The organism is Parafrankia sp. FMc2, from assembly GCF_041008525.1.
Taxonomy (GTDB): Bacteria; Actinomycetota; Actinomycetes; order Frankiales; family Frankiaceae; genus Parafrankia.
Genome location: NZ_JBFLUG010000047.1, coordinates 1 through 22005, shown reverse-complemented (window position 1 = coordinate 22005; position 22005 = coordinate 1). Strand labels below are relative to the sequence as shown.

Annotated in this window: 15 protein-coding genes; 2 read left to right on the top strand and 13 right to left on the bottom strand. The window is 72.8% G+C overall.

Features of this window, described 5'->3' with window-relative positions; translation table 11 throughout:
• Positions 1 to 72 precede the first annotated feature (72 nt).
• From AB1460_RS17850 to AB1460_RS17835, 4 genes are all read right to left on the bottom strand, one after another.
• Positions 73 to 1824, bottom strand: a complete 1752-nt coding sequence (locus tag AB1460_RS17850; protein ID WP_368962641.1) for a chromosome condensation protein — start codon at positions 1822 to 1824, stop codon at positions 73 to 75.
• Positions 1825 to 2000: 176 nt separating this feature from the next.
• A complete protein-coding gene (locus tag AB1460_RS17845) occupies positions 2001 to 2174 on the bottom strand; it encodes a hypothetical protein (protein ID WP_368962639.1) in 174 nt (57 codons plus the stop codon).
• A 33-nt stretch (positions 2175 to 2207) separates the two neighbouring features.
• The gene (locus AB1460_RS17840) at positions 2208 to 6284 is read right to left on the bottom strand and encodes an alpha-(1->3)-arabinofuranosyltransferase domain-containing protein (protein WP_368962679.1); all 4077 of its coding nucleotides are present in this window, start codon (positions 6282 to 6284) and stop codon (positions 2208 to 2210) included.
• Between the two features lie 382 nt (positions 6285 to 6666).
• Positions 6667 to 7833, bottom strand: a complete 1167-nt coding sequence (locus tag AB1460_RS17835) for a dolichyl-phosphate beta-glucosyltransferase (RefSeq protein WP_368962637.1) — start codon at positions 7831 to 7833, stop codon at positions 6667 to 6669.
• A gap of 824 nt (positions 7834 to 8657) precedes the next feature.
• On the opposite strand from AB1460_RS17835, the gene AB1460_RS17830 reads away from it, so the two are divergent.
• On the top strand, positions 8658 to 9140 hold the full coding sequence (locus AB1460_RS17830) for a hypothetical protein (RefSeq protein WP_368962635.1): 483 nt from the start codon (positions 8658 to 8660) through the stop codon (positions 9138 to 9140).
• Here AB1460_RS17830 and AB1460_RS17825 read toward each other — a convergent pair.
• From AB1460_RS17825 to AB1460_RS17815, 3 genes are all read right to left on the bottom strand, one after another.
• Positions 9086 to 9571 carry a ribose-5-phosphate isomerase gene (locus tag AB1460_RS17825; RefSeq protein WP_071084611.1) on the bottom strand — a complete coding sequence of 162 codons (486 nt, stop codon included), beginning with the start codon at positions 9569 to 9571 and terminating at the stop codon, positions 9086 to 9088. The two genes, AB1460_RS17830 and AB1460_RS17825, sit on opposite strands and share 55 nt — an antisense overlap.
• A gap of 167 nt (positions 9572 to 9738) precedes the next feature.
• A complete protein-coding gene (locus AB1460_RS17820) occupies positions 9739 to 10407 on the bottom strand; it encodes a disulfide bond formation protein DsbA (RefSeq protein ID WP_368962633.1) in 669 nt (222 codons plus the stop codon).
• A 94-nt stretch (positions 10408 to 10501) separates the two neighbouring features.
• Positions 10502 to 11665 (bottom strand): AI-2E family transporter, encoded by a 1164-nt coding sequence (locus AB1460_RS17815; RefSeq protein WP_368962632.1) that lies wholly within the window; start codon positions 11663 to 11665, stop codon positions 10502 to 10504.
• Positions 11666 to 12054: 389 nt separating this feature from the next.
• Here AB1460_RS17815 and pepN point away from each other — a divergent pair, with 389 nt between their 5' ends.
• On the top strand, positions 12055 to 14613 hold the full coding sequence (pepN, locus tag AB1460_RS17810) for an aminopeptidase N (protein WP_368962631.1): 2559 nt from the start codon (positions 12055 to 12057) through the stop codon (positions 14611 to 14613).
• Between the two features lie 181 nt (positions 14614 to 14794).
• On the opposite strand, the gene AB1460_RS17805 is transcribed toward pepN, so the two are convergent.
• The 6 genes from AB1460_RS17805 to AB1460_RS17780 form a co-directional block, all read right to left on the bottom strand.
• Positions 14795 to 15190 (bottom strand): DUF5130 family protein, encoded by a 396-nt coding sequence (locus tag AB1460_RS17805; protein WP_368962630.1) that lies wholly within the window; start codon positions 15188 to 15190, stop codon positions 14795 to 14797.
• Positions 15177 to 15629, bottom strand: coding sequence for a hypothetical protein (locus AB1460_RS17800; RefSeq protein ID WP_071084621.1), 453 nt, complete (start codon positions 15627 to 15629; stop codon positions 15177 to 15179). The genes AB1460_RS17805 and AB1460_RS17800 overlap by 14 nt, the downstream gene beginning before the upstream one ends.
• 82 nt (positions 15630 to 15711) lie before the next feature.
• Positions 15712 to 18102, bottom strand: coding sequence for a 4-alpha-glucanotransferase (malQ, locus tag AB1460_RS17795; protein ID WP_368962628.1), 2391 nt, complete (start codon positions 18100 to 18102; stop codon positions 15712 to 15714).
• Positions 18099 to 19898 (bottom strand): sensor histidine kinase, encoded by a 1800-nt coding sequence (locus AB1460_RS17790; RefSeq protein ID WP_368962627.1) that lies wholly within the window; start codon positions 19896 to 19898, stop codon positions 18099 to 18101. The genes malQ and AB1460_RS17790 overlap by 4 nt, the downstream gene beginning before the upstream one ends.
• Positions 19873 to 20616, bottom strand: coding sequence for a response regulator transcription factor (locus AB1460_RS17785; protein WP_368962626.1), 744 nt, complete (start codon positions 20614 to 20616; stop codon positions 19873 to 19875). The genes AB1460_RS17790 and AB1460_RS17785 overlap by 26 nt, the downstream gene beginning before the upstream one ends.
• A 122-nt stretch (positions 20617 to 20738) precedes the next feature.
• Positions 20739 to 21956, bottom strand: a complete 1218-nt coding sequence (locus AB1460_RS17780) for a mechanosensitive ion channel family protein (RefSeq protein WP_368962625.1) — start codon at positions 21954 to 21956, stop codon at positions 20739 to 20741.
• Positions 21957 to 22005: the final 49 nt, after the last annotated feature.

The window sequence follows — 22005 nt, the reverse complement described above, 5'->3', positions numbered from 1 at the left end:
CCGCTCGCGCGCCGGCGGGCGAACAGTCATCCACGATCGCGAAATGTCCGGAGCCCGGCCGGATCCGGCGGCTCAGGAGGACTCGGGACGCAGCGTGGTGATCAGGCCGGTCAGGCTCTCCTGGAAGATCTCCACGAACCGGGCCATCCCGGCGGGGTCGAACAGGCGCCGGTGGTGGCAGAAGGTCAGGCGGAGACGATCGCCGTTGCCGGCGACGCAGATGAGAAGACCCTGCGGCATCCCGGTGGTGCCGATGAAGGACAGGCCGGTGATCCGCACGGTGCCCTCCGGAGCGAACCGGAGGCCGTCGACCCGGCTGATGTTGCTGACCGCCACGCTCGGCGCGAGGAACGGGCGGGCCATCGCCGCGACGCAGCGCAGGACGGTGGTCCGCAGCGATCGCGGCACGGCCGTCATCACGGTCCGCACCGCGACGGTGAGACCGTCACCCGCCCAGCCGGTCGGATTCCGTTTGGCGGCGAGGGTCTGCTCCACCACGGCCGCGGCGAGAAGGCCCGGCACCGTACGCTCGGCGGCGGACGAGCTGATCATGACCTGGCCCGACCGGTTACCCAGCTCCCGCGCCCCCTCCGGATCCGGTGGCCTCCTCGCGATCGGCATGCGGACGAGCACCCTGCCGCTCGGGCGGCCGTTCTCGGCGTTCCAGCGCTCCACCGCCAGGTGTGCGGCCGCGATCAGCAGGTCGTTCACCGTCATCCGCCGTCCGTCCGCCAGCGGCATGGGAGGCGGCACGGGCAGGTCGACGGGGTGCACGCCATACCCCTGCGCATGGCTCGGACCGCACGGCGCGAGGTGTGGCACTGCCCGGCGGCGGATCGGTGGGCCGGTGGTCGCCGCCCCGGCCCCGAGTGGCGCGCCGGCGTCCGTGGCCTGTGCCGGCGGACGGCGGGAGGGCCCGGCTTGACAGTACCGCTGGAGCGGAGCCGCCGGCTGCTGGCGCTCGTTCGCCAGCCGCTGACGCGGAGCCGCCGATCGCTGCGGCGCTCGTCCACCGACCACGTCCGGGATGGTGTGATCTGCCGCGCAGCCAGCGACGATCTCCTGGAGGAGGGTGAGGACGCTCATCCCGTCCAGCGCCACATGGTGCGCGACGAGGCCGACGACGTCGCCCGCCGGCCGGTGCGCGAGCAGCAGGCGAATGGGCGGTAGTGCCCGCAGGTCGAAGGGCCGGGAGCACAGGGATTCCACCGCACGCCAGATCGCCCGCTCGGCTCCCGCCTCATCCAGGGACGCAGTGTGGATCTCATAGATGAGATCCGATGTCATGTCCGGGTCCGCCGAGAAATCCCAGGATGACGGTGTGCCCACCCCACCTGCCAGCCGTGCTCTGGCGATCGGATGGTCGCGCAGGGCCCGCTCCAGCGAATGGCGCAGGCCCACCGGATGGATCGCGGCGTCCGTCTCCGCGATCACGCCGACGGTGAGCGGCGACCGTTTTCGGTCCGACGCGACAATCAGTGCCTCGTCGAGGGTCAGGGCCCGCCGTCTTCCGGCCTTCGGCCGCCAGGCCGCCGCGGCGTCCCCGCCACCGGGCCGGGCCGCCGCCCGGACGGCGGCCCGGCCCCCACCGTCACCATCACCCGCACCGCCGCCGGGGCCACGGATACGACCCGGCGACGCATGACGCTTCGACTCACGGGTGTTCGACTCATGGCCATTCAGCTCACCGCCGTGGTGCGGGTGGCCGGCCGGCGCCCCGATCTCGCCGCGCTGCGGTTGCGGGCTCCGGCGGTTCCCGACGCCCATGGTCATCCTGGCCGGGCGGGCGGCTCCGGTGCGCCCTTGCTCAGCGAGGACATCCATCCACCTCTTCCGTTCAGTCGGTGATCGTGCTCTCGGGAGGGCTGGGCCGACCGCGTCCCGGCGGCGGGACATCGCCTACCGAGCCACCCGGCAGTCGCCCGTTGGACGGGGCAGAACCGCTCGCGCCCGCTGTCGGACGCCCCACAGCATTGTCCTCCGAGATGTTGGGCACGTGCTCAAACTCGGCACCACTTTCGGGCCGCCTCCGGTTCGGCGAGGACGCCGACGGTGAGGGGTGAGCCGCGACGCTCCGAGGCGAGGATGATCTCCTCGTCAAGCACCAGGGGACGCCGCTTCCAGGTGGTGGTCGCTGACTCGGTGCGAGGCATGCCTTTCCCCGGAAGGGACATCCGCCTGTCCTTTCAGTTCAGTCGGCGATCGTGTCAGTCGGCGATCGTGCCGCCGCGGCGGTGGGAGTGGCTGGGCCTCGAAAGCGGCAAGGTCTCCGCGCCGGGCAGAGTCTCGGAAGGCGCCTCGGCGGGTGCGGCCGGTGGTTCCGCGCCCGTGGGGCGGGACGGGGCTGCGTGGCGCAGGGCGAGGGCGGAGATCGTCGCGGCGAAGGCGAGCGCGCCCAGAGCCTGGGCCAGCCAGCTGAACGCGCCCTCGCCCGAGAACGGCATGGCGCTCGGAACGGTCGACACCACGATCCCGGAGCCGACCATGCCGACCAGTGCCAGCAGGCCCGGCAACCAGCCCAGCCGCCGACCGAGCAGAACGATCACCGGCACGGCCAGCGCGACCAGTCCGGCGACCAGGAAGACCGCCAGGGTCGCCAACACCAGGCCCACCCACAGCGTCGGCAGCCGCAGGCGCCCCAGCGACCGCATCCCGGGCAGCCGGGCGGGGCCGAGGCGGGCGATGCGGTCAGTGAAAGTGAAGCGGTCGGCAGGACCGGCGCGGCCCCTACGCTCCTGACGTTGACGCCGGCGCGCGGCGCCGACGGAGTCCGGGACGACAGCGCCCGCGACGAGGACGAGCACCAGCCCGAGCCCGATGAGAAGGTTGCGGCGGAAGGCCTGGCCGGGATGGTTCTCGATGACGATCGTCCCGCCCTGGCCCTCGGGGACGATCCAGCCCTGCGCCCAGCCGTCGATGCGCACCGCGGTGAGCTCCGCGCCGTTCAGCGTCGCCGTCCAGGAGGCGTTCGCGTTCTCCCGCACCGAGACGAAGGAGGCGGCGCCGGCGCCGATCTCGACGGTGCGCAGCTCGGAGCCCCAGTGCCCGATCGTCGTCGTCCGGGGCTTTTCGGTGCTCACGGCGGCGCTCTCACCGACCATGCTGATCGAGTCGACGACCATCGTCGAGGCACCGAGGTCGACCGACAGCATGTGCGTTCCCGCGCCGAGGGTGATCCGGCTGTTGTCGGTGCACAGCTTCAGCTGGAACGGCTTGCCCGTGGCGATGCTGCTGTAGACGCCGGAGACCTCCAGATCGTGCCGGACACCATCGATGATCAGCGACGGGCCCTGCCCGCAGGGGATGACCAGCGGCTCGTTGGATGTGCTGACGGCGGAGCCGGCCGGCGGCGGCAGGGCGGTGCCGGTGCCTTTGAGGGTGAAGGTCATCTGACGCGGGGATTCGAACCGGCGACCGAAACCGAGTTCCTCCCAGCCGCCGAAGGGCTGCAGCGGGTCGCCCCCGTAACGCTCGAACGAGTAGGCGACGATGCCCTGGCTCAGGGACTCGAACGTGCTCGTCAGATCGGACGGCGTCTGCGCGTACCGGTGGAAGCTCGCGCCGGGGATCTCGATCTCGCGCAGGCCGGCGCCGAGCGACGGGTCGTCCTCGTTGGTCACCTTCTCCAGGGTGATCCGGAACCAGCGGGTCTCCCCCGGCGGCACGGCGAGGCGCTGGATGTCCTCGATCGGACGGGTGGAGGTCACGACGGAGCCCCGTTCGGTGGTGACGCGCAGCGCGTGCACCTGCGGACGCCAGTCGCCTTCGGCCAGCAGCCGGATGTCGAGGTAGGGCGCGGCGAGCTCCCGGCCGACATCGAGCTGGATCCACTCGCCCTGTGAGGTGCCACCGCCGCGACGCAGGGCCGTCCAGGACGTCGAGGTCTGACCGTCGACGGCCGCCTGTGGGGCGAAGTCGGGGGCGGCGAGCAGCTCGTAGCCGTAGGACGAGGCGGTGACGGACATCCCGTCGGCGAAGCCGGCGACGGTCTGGTGGCCGGCGGTCGGCCGGTCCGTCCACTGGGTGGGCGGCGTCGTCTTCCCGGCGACGTTCTCCTGCGGGCCCAGCAGGTAGGAGGTGGCGTCGTGGATGATCCCGAAGGTGAAGTCACGCCGGGTGTTGGTGTCGGTCACCGCCAGGGCGGTCGTCGGGGTGATGACCTCGGAGGCGGGTGGCGGGTCGGCGATGGGTGCCAGGCTGGTCGTGCTGTTCTCGCCGGCGACGGCGGAGACCTGGTCTGCCTCGGCGAGGTCGCTGGCGAGGACGACGGCGCGGTCCGCGCCGATCAGGCCCTGGTCAGCGAGCTGGACGGTCGCCTCCGGCCCGCCGGAGACGACGACGCCGGTGTCGCGCGGGTAGGCCTGGACCAGGCTGGCGCCGCCGGGAACCGCCCAGATCTCCAGCGCCGGTACCCGCTCCTCGGAGCGGCGCAGGGTCTCGATCAGCCGTGCCTTGGAGCCGGTGCGGGCCTCCGTGGCGGGGCCGAACGAGGCGACATGCTGCAGGCCCGAGCTCTGCAACGAGCGGTGCAGCTGATCGGTGGACGGGGGGATGTCCCAGTCCTTGATCTCGACGTCGTTGCGGACGAGCACCATGCCGACCCCGGCACGGGCCAGGGTGGCCGACAGCCCCGGGGTGCTGCCGGTGGCCATCATCTCCTCGAGGCCGTCCATGAGCCGGGTGGTGCCCACACTGCCGAGCGGGATGAGGCTGCGCACGGCCCAGGGTGAGCTGGCGAGCCACTGCAGTGGCTCGTCGAGCGGGCGCCCCCACTTGTACTCGGCGAACGGCGCGCCGGGAAGAACCAGTGTGCGCCCGTTCTCGGGGTGGTCGGCCAGCCAGTCCGCCGCCTGCGCCCAGTACTCCGGAACGTTTGTGAACGGCCGGGGCTGCAGGCCCTTGCCCTGCAGCAGGGGCAGCATGGCGACGATGAGTGTCGCCACCGTGACCAGGGTGACCAGGACCCGCACGGCCTGCCGGCGGGCCGCCGCCGTCCGGCCCGCGGCGGAGGAACCGCCACCGGCACCGGCGCCGGCCGGGTCCCCGACCCCGGCACCCGACCCGGCATCGGCCTCGGCCTCGGCCCGGGACCGGCTCGGCCGCCAGGCCAGGGCCACGGCGAGCAGGTGTGCCAGCCCGAGGGCCAGCGGCAGCCGGACGACCGGCTGGAACTTGTAGACATTGCGCAGGAACCCGAACGGCTCGGTGAGCAGGGCACGCAGCCCGTCCGCGAACGGGCTGCCGGGGCTGCCGGAATAGGAGGAGGAGATCGCCACCACGCCGACAGCGAGGCTGACCAGCAGGAAGCGGCGGGCGGGCAGGTCACGCCGGGTCAGGCCGGCCAGGCCGAACGCGGTCACGGCCGCCGAGGCGACGATCGGGGCGGCGTTGGACACGTACTCCCGGGCGGCGGGCAGCCAGGGGGTGGGCAGCTCGAGGTAGGCCATCCAGTCCGCGGCGCCACGCAGCGCCTCCCCGACCGAGGTCGTCGAGGTGGTCGTCCGCGCGGTCTCGGTGAACGGCAGGAAGTTGATCCCGTAGCGGCCCTGCACGGCGAGGGAGAGCACCCACCAGGCGGTGGCCAGTACCACGCCCAGGCACCACCAGCCCCGCAGCGCCCACGCACGGCGGCTGCCGCCGGCGAACACCAGCAGCACAGCCGGGCACAGCAGAACACAGAGAGTCACGGTCGCGTTCACGCCGCCGGTGCCGAGCACGGCGAGCCCGGACAGGGCCGCGGCGCGGCGCGGCGAGGGCCGGTCACGGGTCAGTTCCCGCGCCCGCCCGCCACCGTCGTCCCGGTGGCCGGTGTCGATGCCGCCGGCCCCGTCGGGGCGCAGCGCGAGGATCAGCGGGATGACCATCCAGGGCAGCATCGCCGCGCCGGCCAGCGCGACCGAGGATGCGCCGATCTTGCCGAGGAACATCGGCGACAGGGCGTAGCTGACGCCGGCGAGGATGCGGGAGGCGCGGCCGCCGATCCCGAGCACCTCGGCGAGCCGGACGGTCCCCCACGCCGCCAGCGTGAGCAGGATCGCCATCCACAGCCGCTGGCTGATCCACGGCGGGACACCGAGCAGGTTACCGAGCCCGAAGAACGGGCCCATCGGAAACAGGTAGCCGGCGTACTGGTTCGGCAGGTAGCCGAAGTCGGACGTCGAGTTCCACAGGTGGGTGGCGGCCTTCATGAACTGCCACGGCTCGAGCGCGACGTCCATCTTGGTGTCGGCGGTGAGCTTGCCGGGCGCCTGGAGCAGGAACAGCGCGAAGAAACCAGCGAACATCACGGTCAGTGACCAGCGGGACGCCCGTTGGCTTCCCGGACGCCCCGCGTCGGGGCGCGAACGGCCCCGCCCGCGGGCGGGAAACGCGGGGGTACGGCGACCGCGGGGCTCTGCGGGTCCGGGGCCGCCCGCCGGGTCGAGCAGACCTGGCCGGACGGCGCTACCGGCCGGGATCGGAGAAATAGGAAGCTCCAGGCGATGGTCGGGACGGATCCGACCTTCATACAGCGTCACGGACGGTGCGTGGAGACCGGCCTGGCCGGTGCCAACCCCCCGGTGCCGGCTGGCCGGTGCGGTCGTGGCGATCGCACGGTGTCCGCCTTCCGTGGCCTCATGCGTACCAGACGCGTCGGCACGGCGGCGATCGCGACCAGGGCTACGATCACGAGGAGTAGGGACCGGGGATCTCCTCAAGGGTGCCCGGCGGGATCAACCAGCCGGACGCCCGCGCCAGACCCCCTGCGGCCACCCCACCCGCGGCGGGCATTACTGGCCCGGTCGCCACAGCGGGCGACCTGACGCCCAGGGTGGCGGCCGTGGGAGCGGCAGTCGCCGGAGCCGCCGGCAGCGCGGCCGGAGTCGCCGAAGCGGCCGGCAGCGCGACCGTGGGAGCGGCCGGAGCAGCGGTAGGTGGAGCAGCGGTAGGTGGAGCAGCAGGCGGCAGCGCGGCCGAAGCGGCGGCGGGCGGCCTCTCAGCCGGGGCGGCAGACCGGTCAGGCAGCACCCCCGACGGCTGCGACGGCAGCAGCTGCCCGCCGGGCTCGACAGGCCGTGGGGTGACCGGGCGCCCGAGGAGCTCGGAGGCGTCGATCACGCTCAGCTCGCCGAGACGCTGCCGGCCGTCGGGCACCGGTGGCAGGCCGGCCCGGTTGCGGTACCGGCGGGCCCGCACGACATCCACCAGCATCGCCGGGGTGTGCCGGGACATCCGGAACGTGCCTCCGGGCGTCTCGCTCCAGCGCACCGGCACCTCGGCGATGCGGTAACCCATCGAACGCGCGATCGAGAGCACCTCGACGTCGAACCCGAACCCGGTCGACCGGGTCAGGCTGAACAGGATCTTGGCTTCGGCATGGCGGAAGGCCTTGAACCCGCACTGGGTGTCGGCGACATCCAGCGCGACCAGCGAACGGGTGAGCTGGTTGAAGGCCCAGCTCCCGGCCTTCCGGCCGCTGGTCCTGGTCACGCCGGCGCCGATACGGCGCGAGCCGAGCGCGACCTCCGCGTGCTCGAGCGCGGCGAGCAGCAGCGGCAGGTCGTTGAGGTCGGAGGCGCCGTCGGCGTCCATGAACACGATGGCCTGGCCACGGGCCGCGGACACACCGGCCCGGACGGCGGTGCCCTTGCCGCAGTTCCAGGGCAGCCGGATGACCCGGTGGTGCGGGTCACCGCCGAGCAGGTCCTCGGCGACGCAGGCGGTGCCGTCGGTGCTGCCGTCGTCGACGACGATCACCTCGGCCATCTCGATCCGGCCCACGGACGCCAGCAGGCGCGGCAGCGACTCCGGCAGCCGAAGTCCCTCGTTGTAGGCAGGAATGATGATGCTCACGGGCACGCGATCCACTACTCACCCCTCGGCAGCGACGGCAGGTGCGATGACCGGAGCCTCATCGGATGGTTCCTGTCCGTGGCGACCAGTCTGAATCGCCGAGTTTCGGGGGAGTTGCGATGACTGTCAACTTCCTCCCGTCTTAGCACGGGTTGCACACCCAAGAACCGCCGGGTCGCTCGGTTACCGGCCACGCCTGGACAACATCCACCGCGAGTTGACATTCAGCATACGGAAGGCCCTGGTGACCAACTCCGCGGGCAGGCTGCACTTTGTTCGTCGGCAACAGCGGGACCGGGAATTCCGCACCCAAAGAAGCCTCCCTGCTACGCATCGCCATAGGCACCTCCCGAGAGCTCTCGACCTGTCGCCTGGCGGGGACAGGCCTGGCGGCCATCGGCGTCGAGGGCCCGTTGGCATTCTTGACGTAGACACTGGCACGACCCGCCAGCGGGTGGGCCGCCCGCAACCCGCCGGCCCGGGGCCCGAACGCCGTCCGAAGCAGTACCGACGCCAGTCCGGGCGGGCCGTCGCGGCGCCCCGGGAAGGCTGCCGGGACATGCCGCCACCAGCAATTCTCCTAGACGTCCCCGAGGGTTGCGCGGGGGGTCCCCGGCGGGCAGAAATGCAGGTCGTCACCACGGCGACGGAATGGCACCATCGAGTACTCCGCGGGTCGCGCACCGGTCACCGTGGAAGAGGGCCGTAGCACCGTCGGTGCGACCCGGCCATTCGCCAGGCAGTCACGGATAGTGTCGGCAGGTGGCGGTGGTCGGCGCTGCCGCCGCAGCCGGTGCCGGTCCCCGGAGCGGAAAGGGAGGCCCATGCCACGCGACGAGCAGCACCGCGCGGACGCGATGCTGCGCGGGCTGGTCGGCGGGGGCCGCTCGCGGCTCAGCCTCAGTGCCGCGATGCGCGCCCGGGACGTGTCACGCCTTACCGAGGAGGACCTCGCCTGGGCCGAGGAGACTGTCGTGCTGCGCCATGCCCACCCGGCCCCGCCGGCGTCCGAGCCGGCCGCGGAGGAACAGCCGCAGCCGCCCCGGGATGCCCCCACAGCGCCGCTCTCGCGACCAGGCCGGCGTCGTGCGGACGCCCGTGCACGCGACGGCGACGAGAACCGCGGCAGCAACGGAACTGACGGGAGCGAGGGGAGCGACGGGAGATCGGCCCGAGGCGGGCAGACCGGCCGGGCCGGGCGCTCCCGGCGAGGTGCCTCCCGGCGAGGCGGTCAGGACGCCGATCGGAGCGGTCAGGACGCCGATGTGGACGGGGACACGCCCGGAAGCTCACCGGAACGCTCGTAGGCCGAGATCATCCGGATCCGGCGCAGGTGTCGCTGTTCGTCGCTGAACGGGGTGGCGAGGAAAACCTCCACCAGTCCGGTCGCCTCGGGCACGGAGTGCATCCGGGCACCGACGCTGATGACGTTCGCGTCGTTGTGCTGGCGGGCGAGAGTTGCCGTCTGCTCGCTCCAGACCAGGGCCGCCCGCACGCCGGCCACCTTGTTCGCGGCGATGACCTCGCCGTTGCCGGAACCGCCGATGACGATCCCGAGACTGTCGGGCTCCGCCGCGGCCGCGGCGGCGGCGGCCATCACGAACGGCGGGTAGTCGTCGTCGGGGTCGTACTCGACGGGCCCGTGGTCGACGGGCGTGTGGCCGAGCTCCGCGAGGCGGGCGAGCAACGCCTCCTTCAGGTGGAACCCAGCATGATCAGAACCGAGATGGACGCGCATGATGCGCCATCATGCCCGGTCGCCGACGACCGCCGCACCGCCGGTGACGAAGCCCTCCCCCGCCGGCCATCCAGGCCGCGCAGGGCCACAGCGGCCTCGGCCCCGCGCGGCGGACGGCCCCGACGGGACCGGAGGGCCTCGGCGGGCCTCGGCGGGCCTCTGCGGGATCAGTCGAAGATCGGGCCCTGGTCGCGGGTGCGCTTGAGCTCGTAGAAGCCAGGGGTTTCGGCGACGAGCAGTACGCCGTCCCAGAGCCGGCCCGCGGCCTCACCGCGCGGCGTGGGAGTGATGACCGGCCCGAAGAACGCGGTGCCGGCCACGGCGATCACGGGAGTGCCGACGTCCATGCCGACCCGGCTGATGCCGTCCTCGTGGCTGGCGCGCAGCTGCTCGTCCCATGCGGTGGAGTGGGCGGCCGCGGCGAGGGCGGGGTCAAGACCGACCTCGGTGAGCGCGGCGGCGAAGGTCTCCTCGGTGAGCTCCGCCTCCTCCAGGTGCCGGCGGCGGCCGATCGCCGTGTAGAGCGGCAGCAGCACCTCGTCACCGGCGGTGGCCGCGGCGGCGATGCAGACCCGCACCGGGCCCCACGCCTGCCGCATCGCCTCCCGGTACGCCTCGGGCACCTCCCGCCCGTCGTTGAGGATCGCCAGGCTCATCACGTGCCAGCGGGTGCGCACGGGGCGGACCTTCTCCACCTCCAGCATCCAGCGGGACGTCAGCCAGGCCCACGGACACAGCGGATCGAACCAGAAGTCCGCCTCGGCCACCGGATCGTCGCCGGCGGAGCGGGAATCACCGGTGGCGGCACGTGCCGAGATCGTGGCGTCGGCTGTCATCGCATCTCCTGAATCGCTGGCCGGTCAACGTCGCGGGCGGACAGATACAGGCCGGACGAAACAGACCGGCCGCTCTCGCTGCCCCTGTGCAGCGTCAACCATCCGCAGGCTGTGGTTCCTTCCCTTCCGCGGCGAGATATGTCGCCACCCGGTTCACCACGGCGACGAAGGGAACGGCCGCGATCGCGCCGGGGATGCCGGCGAGCACCCCACCCGCCGACAGCGCGATGACGATGGCCAGCGGGTGCAGCCGCACCGCGCGCTTCATGACCAGCGGCTGCAGCAGGTGGCCCTCGATCTGCTGGACCGCCAGCACCACCCCGAGAATGATCATCGAGTCGCCGAAGCCGTTCGACACGAGCGTGACGAGGACGGCCGCGACGCCGGCGACGGTCGCCCCGATGATCGGGATGAAGCCACCGAAGAACGTGAGCAGCGCCAGCGGGGCCACGAGCGGAGCTCCGACCGCGACCAGACCGACGGTGATGCCGACCGCGTCGACCGCGGCGACGAACACCGTCCCGCGGATGTAGCCGGTGAGGGTGGACCAGGCCTCCCGGCCGGCACCGCGGACCCGGTCCTCCGCACCGGCGGGGAAGCGGGTGACGATCCAGCTCCAGATCCGCTCACCGTCGTACAGGAAGAAGAAGGTGGAGAACAGCGCGACGAGAATGCTCGTCAGCACCTCCGCGGCGACCGACGCGGTCGACAGCACGCCGTTGACCACCCGACCGCGGTTGTCGGTCAGGCTCTTGCGGATGTCGTCGACGAGATCGTCGATCTGCCCCTCGGAGAGGTGGAACGGCCCGTCCGTCAGGTAGTCGCGGATCTGGTCGATGCCTTCGCTGACCTGGTCGGCGACGGCCGGGATCTCGTTGGCCGCGTTGAAGCCGACGGCGACGCCGGCCCCCGTCACCACCAGGAAGAACACCAGCAGCGAGGCGAACGCCGCGCCCAGCCGGGGCATGCCCATCCGCTGGAAGCGGTGCGCCAGGGGATGGATGAGGGCCGCGATGAGCAGTCCGGCGATCACCGGGATCACGACTACCCGCACCCTACCGATGATCATGGCCATGACGTAGACCGCGGCACCGATGACGAGCAGCCGCCAGGACCACGCGGAGGCGACCCGCAGCGACACGGGGACATGCTGCTCGGCACGGCGTGCGGTCGAGGCGGGAACGGTGGACTCCGTCCCGTTCCCGGTCGCCCGCTGGCCGCGGACGGGCACCCGCCCCAGGCCTGCGACCCGGCGCACCGCCCACCCCCTCGCTCCGGCGCGCGCCGGTTGCTGATGGCCGACTGCCGACGGCTGACGAACGTCGGGACATCTCCTCCGGACATCCAACCCGACGGGACGGACACAGTTCCACCAAGGTCTGGAACACGCACGCTCCGTAGACAGGCGGGCGATACCCGGCGCATCGGCCGCCCAGGCTGCCGGCTGCCCGTAGCCCGGACGTGGTCGGAGCCCACGCGACCGCGTGGGAGACTGGTGCGCGACGTCACGTCATGCCCGTGCGCTCGCGCGGCGGGATCACAGTGGCACCACGCATACCAGTGGCACCACACACCAAGGGCACCACGCACACCGAGCGCGCCGCCCGTTGCCCGCCGATTCCGCGACGTTTCTGCGAAAGGATCCGGGTGCCTCACAACCTCACCCGCGACGAGGCGCGCGAACGCGCCCGCCTGCTGGCCGTCTCCGCCTACGGCGTCGAGCTCGACCTGACGGTCGGTGACGAGACCTTCCTGTCCAGCACGACCACCTCGTTCACCTGCACCGAGCCGGGCGCGTCGACCTTCGTCGAGCTGGCCGCGCCCGCGGTGCGGGAGATCGTGCTCAACGGCCGTTCTCTCGACCCGGCCGCGGTGTTCGACGGATGGCGGGTGACACTGCCCGACCTGGCCGCGACGAACGAGCTGCGCGTCGTCGCCGAGTGCGCCTACTCCCGCACCGGCGAGGGCCTGCACCGCTTCGTGGACCCGGTGGACGGCGCCGTCTACCTCTACACCCAGTTCGAGACGTATGACGCGCACCGTATGTACACCTGCTTCGACCAGCCCGACCTGAAGGCGACCTTCACCCTCGCGGTGACAGCGCCGGCGGACTGGAAGGTCATCTCCAACAGCGTCGTCACCGGCACGGCGGATGTTGCCGGCGGCGCCGCGCGGACGTCCTTCGCGCCGTCCCCGGTCATGTCGACCTACATCACCGCGCTGGTCGCCGGGCCTTACCACGAGGTGCGTGACCACCACGACGGGATCGATCTCGGGGTGTACTGCCGGCGCTCGCTCGCCGAGTTCCTCGACCCGGACGAGATCTTCCAGATCACGAAGCAGGGGTTCGACTTCTACCACCGGGTCTTCGACTACCGGTACCCGTTCGGCAAGTACGACCAGCTCTTCGTGCCCGAGTTCAACGCCGGCGCGATGGAGAACGCCGGCTGCGTGACCTTCCTCGAGGAGTACGTCTTCCGGGCGAAGGTCACCGAGGCGCGGCGCGAGCGGCGGGCCGAGACGATCCTGCACGAGATGGCCCACATGTGGTTCGGCGACCTGGTCACGATGCGGTGGTGGGACGACCTGTGGCTGAACGAGTCGTTCGCCACCTACATGTCGGTGCTGGCACAGGTGACGTCCACCCGTTTCACCAACGGCTGGACGACCTTCGCGAACGCGGAGAAGGGCTGGGCGTACCGGCAGGACCAGCTCTCCTCGACCCACCCGATCGTCGCCGACGCGCCCGACATGGACGCGGTGCGCACGAACTTCGACGGCATCACCTACGCCAAGGGCGCCTCCGTCCTCAAGCAGCTCGTCGCCTGGGTGGGCCAGGAGGAGTTCCTCGCCGGCCTGCGCAGCTACTTCCGCCGCTACGAGTACGGCAACACCTCGCTGCGTGACCTGCTCGTCGAGCTGGAGAAGGCCAGCGGGCGAGACCTGGCCCCCTGGTCGGCGGACTGGCTCGAGACCACCGGAGCGAACACGCTGCGCCCCCGTTTCACGACGGACGCCGCGGGCCTGTTCACCTCGTTCGAGGTCCTCCAGGAACCGGCGAGCGCTCCCGCCACCGCGTCACGCACGCTGCGCCCGCACCGGGTCGCGATCGGTCTGTACGACCGTGACGGGCAGGGCCGCCTCGTCCGCCGCGAGCGGGTCGAGCTGGACGTCGTCGGCGGGACCACCGAGGTCGCGAAGCTCGTCGGCGTCCGCCAGCCCGACCTGGTCGTGCTCAACGACGACGACCTCACCTACGCCAAGGTGCGCCTCGACGAGCGCTCGCTGGCCACCCTCACCGAGTCGATCGGGACGATCTCGTCCTCCCTGCCGCGGACCCTGTGCTGGGCGGCGGCCTGGGACATGACCCGGGACGCCGAGCTCGCCGCCCGCGACTACGTGCGGCTCGTGCTCTCCGGCATCGACGCCGAGGACGACATCGGCGTGGTCCAGTCACTGGTCGCCAAGGCGGCGCTGACCGTCGACAGCTACGGCGACCCGGCGAACCGGCCGGCGGCGCTGCTGGAGCTGACCACCCGGGCCGAGGAGCTGATGCGCGGCGCCGAGCCGGGCAGCGACCTGCAGCTCGTCTTCGCCACCGCCTTCGCCCAGACCGAGGACCCGGAGCAGATCACCCGGCTGCGGGCGATCTTCGAGGGTTCGGACGTCATCGGCGGGCTGGTGCTGGACACGGAGCTCCGCTGGACGCTGCTGACCCAGCTGGTGGCCCGCGGCGTCCTCGGCGACGCCGAGATCGATGCGGAGCTTGCCCGCGACAGCACCGCGACCGGGGAGAAGCGCGCCGCCGCCGCCCGCAGCGCCCGCCCGACCGCCGAGGCCAAGGCCGCGGCCTGGTCGGCGGTGATGGACTCGGACACGCTGTCGAACCACCTGGCGGTCGCGACGATGAGCGGCTTCTGGATCAGCGACCAGCAGGAGCTGACCCGGCCGTACGTCGACCGGTTCTTCACCGAGATCGGCGGCATCTGGAAGACGCGGTCGTTCGACTCGGCACAGACGATCACCCAGATGCTGTTCCCGTCCGGGGTCATCGAGCAGGCCACGGTCGACCGGACCGACACCTACCTGGCGGAGCGGGAGCCGGTGCCGGCACTGCGCCGGGCACTGATGGAGGGCCGGGACGGGCTGGTGCGGGCGCTGGCCGCCCGGGCGAAGGACACCGCCGCCGGCGCGGCGCGCGGCTGAGCCCCGCACCGGTCACGACCCGCTTCTGCTGCTCTCGCTGCTCACGGTCGACGGCGGTCCGCTGACAGCGGGCCGCCGGCGGCCGGTCACGCCGACCGGCCGGTCAGCGTGACCGGTCGGTCGACGGTCGACGTGCCGCCGCGACCATGGCCGCCGTGGTTCAGCGGCGGGTGGCCGTGGTTCAGCGGCGGGTGGCCGCGTGCATCGACGGGGCGCCAGCCGCGTCGGCGAGCTGCCGCAACCCGGTGATCACCCCTCCGACGAGGTCACCGAGCGCGAAGCTGGAGGTCATCGCCAGGGTGGCCAGGCCGGCCGCCGCATCGCTGACGCGCTTCTTCGCGACCGGGGTGGTGACCACCCGGACGAACCGCTGACCCGGGGAGACCGCGATCAGAACGGCCTCGTCGCGGTCGGGGTCAGCGAGGCTCCCCAGCAGCCGTTCGGCGGCGAGCTCCGGATCGCCGTCGAGCGGGCCGACCCGGACGGCGAACCGGATGCCGCTGGAGTTCTGCGCGGCGAGCCGGGCCCGTTCGAGCCGGTCGGTCTGCTCGGGGGTGAAGGCCTCACCAGCTGCCACTGGCACCACCCGCGCCCGGCGCGGCCCCCGAGCGCTTCTCGTCAAGGTCCTCCGGCTTCTCGCCGATCCAGGTCGTGTCGTGCTCCCATGGCTGACCCGGGCGGTAGCGCGACGGACGGCTCAGGCGGCTCGTCAGCGCGGTGAGGATGTACGCCAGCAGGAAACCACCGACGACCGTGCCACCGTAGATCGTCCAGGCGTGGACGGCCGACAGCGGGTCGGGGTCGTAGGTGGTACCCACATCCTGTGCGGACGCGGAGACCGCCAGGAAGGGCACCGTGAACAGGGACAACGCGGCGACGGTGAGCGCGCGGCGCGCAGCGACCCGTCGGCCCGACCGGGAGGTCGAGGACAGGCCGCCGGCCGCGACCGACCGCCGAGACGTACGGCGCGGACGACGTGGAATCACGATCGGAAGGGTACCGGGAACCGGTGTCACCGTCCGTTCCCAGGGGTGCGAGGTAGCTCGCCACCGCTGCCGACCGGCCCGGCCTCGTCGCCGCGACAGGCACCACAGCGGTTCAGGGGCGCCGGGGAGTGTGGCCCGCCTCCGGGTCGGCAGCCCGCGGCCCGCCCTGCTCGGGCGACCCGGGCCCGGGCTTCCCGGGCTTCCCGAGTTCCCCGAGGGCCGTGATGAGGCGCCGTGGCCGCGGGTCGGTGAGCAGCCGCTCGACGGTGACCCGTTCACCCGCCCCGTCGACGACCGGCAGCCGCCAGTTCGGGTAGCTGTCGACCGTGCCCGGCAGGTTCGGCTGGCGGGGGTCACCGAACGCGTCCCCGGGGGCGAGCAGCACCACCCGGGCCCGCGACAGCCCGAGGAGCGCATGGAGCCCGAACGCCGCCTCGTCCCGCACCGCGGGCGCGAGCAGATCCCTGGCCCGCACCGCACCCACCTCCGCCACCTCCGCCTCCGCCGCCGCCGCCGTCTCTACGTCTGCGTCTGCGGAGGCGGCCGTGAGGAGGCCCTCGTCGGCGAGCAGGCGCAGGAGGTCGGCACGTTCGGCCAGCCAGGCCGCCCGCTCCTGCGCTCCCGACCGGGCGAGCAGCCCGAGCTCCTCCCGCACACGCACATGCTCGCCGTCGAGGAACCCGGCGGCGGTCGGCAGGTCGTGCGTGGTGACGCTCGCCATGGACCGGACCCGGTACTCGCCGGGATGGCGCGGCGCCCCGTCATCGGACCGCTCGAACCACAGGACGGACGACCCGAAGATCCCGGCGTGGTCGAGTGCCACGGCCACCGAGTCCTCGACGGTGCCGAGGTCCTCGCCGACGATCAGGGCACCGGCGTGGCGGGCCTCCAGCGCGAGCAGCCCCAGCATCGCCGCCGCGTCGTACCGGACGAACGTCCCGGCGGCGGCGCCGGCGCCGCCCGGCACCCACCACAGCCGGAACAGGCCGAGGATGTGATCCACCCGTACCCCGCCGCCCCGCGCGAGGACCGCGCGGACCATCGCCCGGAAGGCGGCGTAGCCGCTCTCCGCCAGCACGGTCGGCCGCCACGGGGGCAGGCCCCAGTCCTGGCCCTGCTGGTTGAACCCGTCCGGTGGCGCGCCCACCGAGGCACCGGTGGCCAGCACGCCGCGCATCGCCCAGGCATCGGCCCCACCGGGCTCGACGCCCACCGCGAGATCGTGGACGATGCCGACCCGCATTCCCGCCGCCCGGGCCGTTGCCTGCGCGGCCGCCAGCTGGTCGTCGCACCGCCGCTGCAGCCAGGCGTGGAACGCGACGCGGTCGGCGAGCTCGGCGCGGGCCACCTCGACGGCGGGCCCGGCCGGGTCGCGCAGCTCCTCCGGCCAGGTGCGCCAGTCGCGCCCGTGCCGCTCGGCCAGGGCGCACCAGAGCGCGAAGTCGGCCAGTCCCCCGTCCGGGCCGCTGCCGCGGGCCGGCGCGGCGGTGGCCCCGTCGTCGGGCTCGTGGTGGTCGGTGAACAGCAGCTCCAGCGCCGGCAGCTTCGCCCGCCACACCGCGTCCCGGTCGATCAGACCGTCGCGGATGCCCTCACGGCGGGCCCGCTCCGCGAGCCCGTCGACCTCGGCCCGCACCCCGGCGGAGGCGTGGACGTACTCCGGGAGCAGTTCGGGACGCAGGTACAGCGGCGAGACGAACCGGCGACTCGACGGCGAGTAGGGCGACGGCTCGACGGGGAACGTCGGCGCCGCCGCATGCAGCGGGTTCACCAGCAGGACATCCGCGCCGTCCCGACCGGACCACTGCGCGATCATCGCGAGGTCGGCGTAGTCGCCGATCCCCCAGGAGCCCGCGGAGGCGAGCGCGTAGAGCTGGATCATCCAGCCCCAGGCACGCCGGTCCCCGGCCCCGTCCCGCAGGACGTCCGGCACCGCGTCCGGCACGACGATCAGCGCGCACCGGGCCACGGTGGCACCGGCGCGCAGCAGCAGGCGGTGGTCACCCAGCGGCAGGTCTGCCGGGATGTCCACGGAGGCGGCCCGCACCAGCCGGCCGTCGACGACCTCCTCGGCACCGGTCAGCCGGACCACGGCGGGCGCGGTGCCGCCGTCCGCAAGCTCCACGCTCGCGGATGGCGCCGGAGCGTCGGCCGGGACGTGCGCCTCGACCGGGGCCGGGGCGGCGGCGCGGAGCACGGCGCAGCTCGGCAGCACCCGCCGCCAGCGTGCGGCCCGGGCGTCGGCGAGCGCCCGCGCCGGATCAGCGGGGTCGACGCCGAGCAGGGCGAGCACAGCCCGGACCGCCTCGGGGGCGACTGTGACCAGCCCGCCGTCCTGGCCCTCGTAGGACGTCGCGACACCGAACTCCGCGGCGAGTTCCGCAAGATCGCCGAGCTGCGCCCAGGCTCCGGCGGACGGCTGGCCCGCTCCTGCGGAGCCGGCGGGCGGGGCGGGCTGGCGGGAGCCGGCGGGGTGCTGTGGGTCTTCGGTCGCGGACGTCACGGGCCCGATACTGCCCGCTCCCCCGACCGGGTTCGTGACCCCCCGGACCGGTCGGCCTTTCGGCCCCGTGTGGTAGGAACCGGGCCGCCGCCGTCGCCCGTGGACGGCCCCGCCCAGACCGTCGGAGAACCGGGCGAGGAGCCAGGCCGGGGGTGCCCCGGATCCGACGGGTCGGCGGGGGCCGGCGGGCGCCGCCAGGGCGAGTCGGGTGCGGGAGGATCGCTCTGACCAGCATCGGGCCAGCTGGGTGCGCCGGGGGCGAGCGGCAGGGTCAGCCGCAGGAGTGCCCCGCCGCCCGGCGTCTCCTGGGCCTGGACCGTTCCGCCGTGCATCGCCACGGCGTCCGCCACGATCGCCAGGCCGAGCCCGGAGCCGGGCTTGCCACGGGCCGAGGTCGCCCGGTAGAAGCGCTCGAACACCCTTGTCCGGTCACCCGGGGCGATGCCGGGGCCCTCATCGGCGACGGTCACCTCACCGGCGCGGCAGGCCACCCACACCGTCGACGACTCGGGGCCGAACTTGACGGCGTTGTCGAGCAGGTTGGTGACCGCGCGTTCCAGCAGGTTGGGCCGCCCGTCGACCAGGCACGGCTCCGCGGTCACCTCGATGCGGATGTTGCGGCCCTTCGCCCGCCGCCGGGCCCGTTCCGCCGCGGAGCGCACCACCTGGGCCAGGTCGAGCCGCTCCACCTCCTCGGTCGGGGCCTCGTCCCGCGCCAGCTCGATGACCTCGGTGACGAGGTGGGTCAGCTCGCGCATCTGGGCGTCGACGTCGCGCAGCAGCGCCTCCCGGTCGGCGGTGGGCAGCGCCCGGTTCGTCGACGTCTCGGCTCTCAGCAGCAGCTCGATGTTGGTTCGCAGGCTGGTCAGCGGCGTACGCAGCTCGTGGGCGGCGTCGTCGACAAGCTGGCGCTGCCGCAGCCGCGAGGCCTCCAGAGCCCGCAGCATGCTGTTGAGGCTGGTGGCGAGCCGGGCGATCTCGTCGGAGCCGGTGACGGGGATGAGCGCGGAGAGGTCCTGGGTCCGCGCGACCTCCTCCGCCGCCGCCGCGGCCGCGTCGACAGGCTTCAGCGAGCCCCGGGCGACGAGCCGCCCCGCGATCACCGAGCCGACGACGCCGACCAGGCCGACGACGAACAGCACCAGGCCGAGGTCACGCAGCGTGCGGTCGACGTCCGCGGTGGGCCGGGCGAACTGAAGGGCGCCGGTGCCGGTGAGCGGCGGCGGGTAGCGCAGCGGCACGGTGGCGACCCGGTAGCGCGCGCCGTCGACGGTGACCGTGTGCAGGTTCTTCGTACGCAGCCCCTGAGCCACCTCGGCGTCCTGGACGTCGACCGGGATCGCGAACTTCTCCAGCGACGGGAAGGCGCTCTCCAACGGCACGCCCCGGGCATCGAGGAACTGCACCTCCATGCCGAAGTTCAGTGCCCGCACGCTGATCTCGCTGGCCTGCAGGTTCCCGGCCGAAGCCCGGGCCTGTTCGACCAGCTGGTCGTCGATCGCCTGGTTGAGCACGATCCGGGTGACGCCGAGGGCGACGCTGACGACCACCGCGACGGCCGCGGCGACGGCGACACCGGCCAGCAGCGCCATCCGCGCCCGCAGGGTGAGGCTGGGCCGCAGCCCCGCCCACCGGGCCGCCGGCAGTGACCGGGCGGCCTGCCCCACCCGCCGCCCCTGGGCCTCGGCGTTGGCCTGCCCGTCCGTACCGATCACGCCCGGCCGGGCCTCGGCCCCCGAGTCGGCCTGATCGCCCGGGGCGGCCCGGCGTTCACGCCCGGTCAGCAGGAAGCTCACGCAGGACGTAGCCGACACCGCGGACGGTGTGCAGCAGGCGCGGCTCGCCGTCAGCCTCGAGCTTGCGCCGCAGGTAGCTCACGAACACCTCCAGCGAGTTCGAGGACGGACCGAAGTCGTAGCCCCAGACCTTCTCCATGATCGTCGATCGGGAGAGGACCTGCCGCGGATGGCTGAGGAACAGCTCGAGCAGCTCGAACTCGGTCTTGGTCAGCGTCAGCTCGCGGGAGCCCCGCAGCACCTGGCGGCTCACCGGGTCGAGCCGGACGTCCGCGTACATCAGCTCGTTGGCGGTGCTGTCGTCCGCCTGACCGGGGCCGAACCCGAGGCCCCGGCCCGCGCCGGCGCGGGCTGCCAGCGCGGCCCGCCGGGTCAGTGCCCGCAGCCGGGCGAACAGCTCCTCCAGCGCGAACGGCTTGACGAGGTAGTCGTCGGCGCCGACGTCGAGACCGCTGACGCGGTCGGCGAGCCCGTCGCGGGCCGTGAGCATCAGGACGGGCACGTCGTTGCCGCGTGCCCGCAGCCGACGGCAGGTCTCCAGCCCGTCCATCCGCGGCATCATCACGTCGAGCACGACGATGTCCAGCTGCTCCCGGCTCACGACGTCGAGGGCGTCGACACCGTCGGTGGCGGTGCGCACCTCGTACCCCTCGAAACGGAGCGACCGTTCCAACGACTCCCGGACGGCGTCGTCGTCGTCCACAACCAGTACCCGCACGGCTCCAGTCTGCCTGCTGCCCCCGACAGTTCCAGGCTCCGGGGGCCCGTCTCAGCAAGACCTTGCGGGATCCTCAGCCCAGCTTCAGGCAGGCCGCCCGCACCCGGCCGAACCAGGCCCGATCAGCGGGAACCGGCGCCTCCCCCCGGCCCGCCGCCGGAGCCCGCGGACGCCCCGGCCGACGACGCACCGGCCGAGGCAGCACCGGCTGAGGACGGAGCCGACGCGGGTGGGTCGAGGCGCGGCGCCGACTGCTCGCCGGCGCCCTGGCCCGCCCCACCGGGCTGGCTCGGGACGCCGCCGGTCTCGTCCTCCGCCTCGGCGGGCCGATCGTCGTCGTCGTCGACCATGACGACCTCGCTGCGCTGCACGGTGCCCAGATCGATCCCCGCCGTGCTCAGCGACGACCGGACGCGCTCACGCAGCTCGCGCGCCACGTCCCACTGCTTGAGCGGCTGGGTCTTGATCGCGATGCGCAGCGTGTACCCGTCGGCCGTCATCGTCTCCATGCCCCAGACCTCGGGTTCGGACAGGATGAGGCTCGCCCACTTGTCGTCCTTCCACAGCTCGTCGGCGGTGGTGACCAGGATGCGTTTGGCCGCCGCGACCTCGGTGTCGTAGTCGAGCGGAACGTCGAGAACGGCGCGGGCCCACTGCTGGCTCTTGTTCCCGACCCGGGTGATCTCACCGTTGCGGACATACCAGACCGTTCCCTCGACGTCGCGCAACCTGGTCATGCGCAGGCTCACGGCCTCGACGGTGCCGGAGACCGGCCCGACATCGATCACGTCACCGACGCCGTACTGGTCCTCCAGCAGCATGAACGTTCCCGACAGGAAGTCGCGCACCAGATTCTGCGCGCCGAAACCGACCGCGATGCCGAGGACACCGGCGCTGGCGACGATCGGTGCGAGATTCAGCCCGATCTCGCCGAGGATCGTCAGAAAAGCGAGCCCGAAAATAATGATGGATGTCACGCTGCGCAGCAGGGAACCGACGGTTCCAGCGCGCTGGCGACGCCGTTCCAGCAGCACGGTCGGATCACCGAACGCACCGAGCAGCGTGTTGGAGCGCAGGCCGCGCAACGGCCCACCGCTACGCCCGGAGGCGGCGCGGCCAGTAGCCCGCCGGATGAATCTGTGCAGCAGCGCCCGCACCACCGCGGCGATCAGCAGAATCAGCACAATCTTGACGGGAGTACCGAGGAACACCTCGGCACCCGACGCAAGATAGTTACTGTGCGTGACATTGTAGACGGTGCGGCAGGTGATGCTGGCGTCCGTGCCGCAGGCGTCCCGCAGCGCGTTGGCGACACCCTCGATCGAGACGATCGGGGCCATCGTCGCGTCGGGCTGTTCCCGGTGGGAGTGTCACGTACCGTCACGGAGG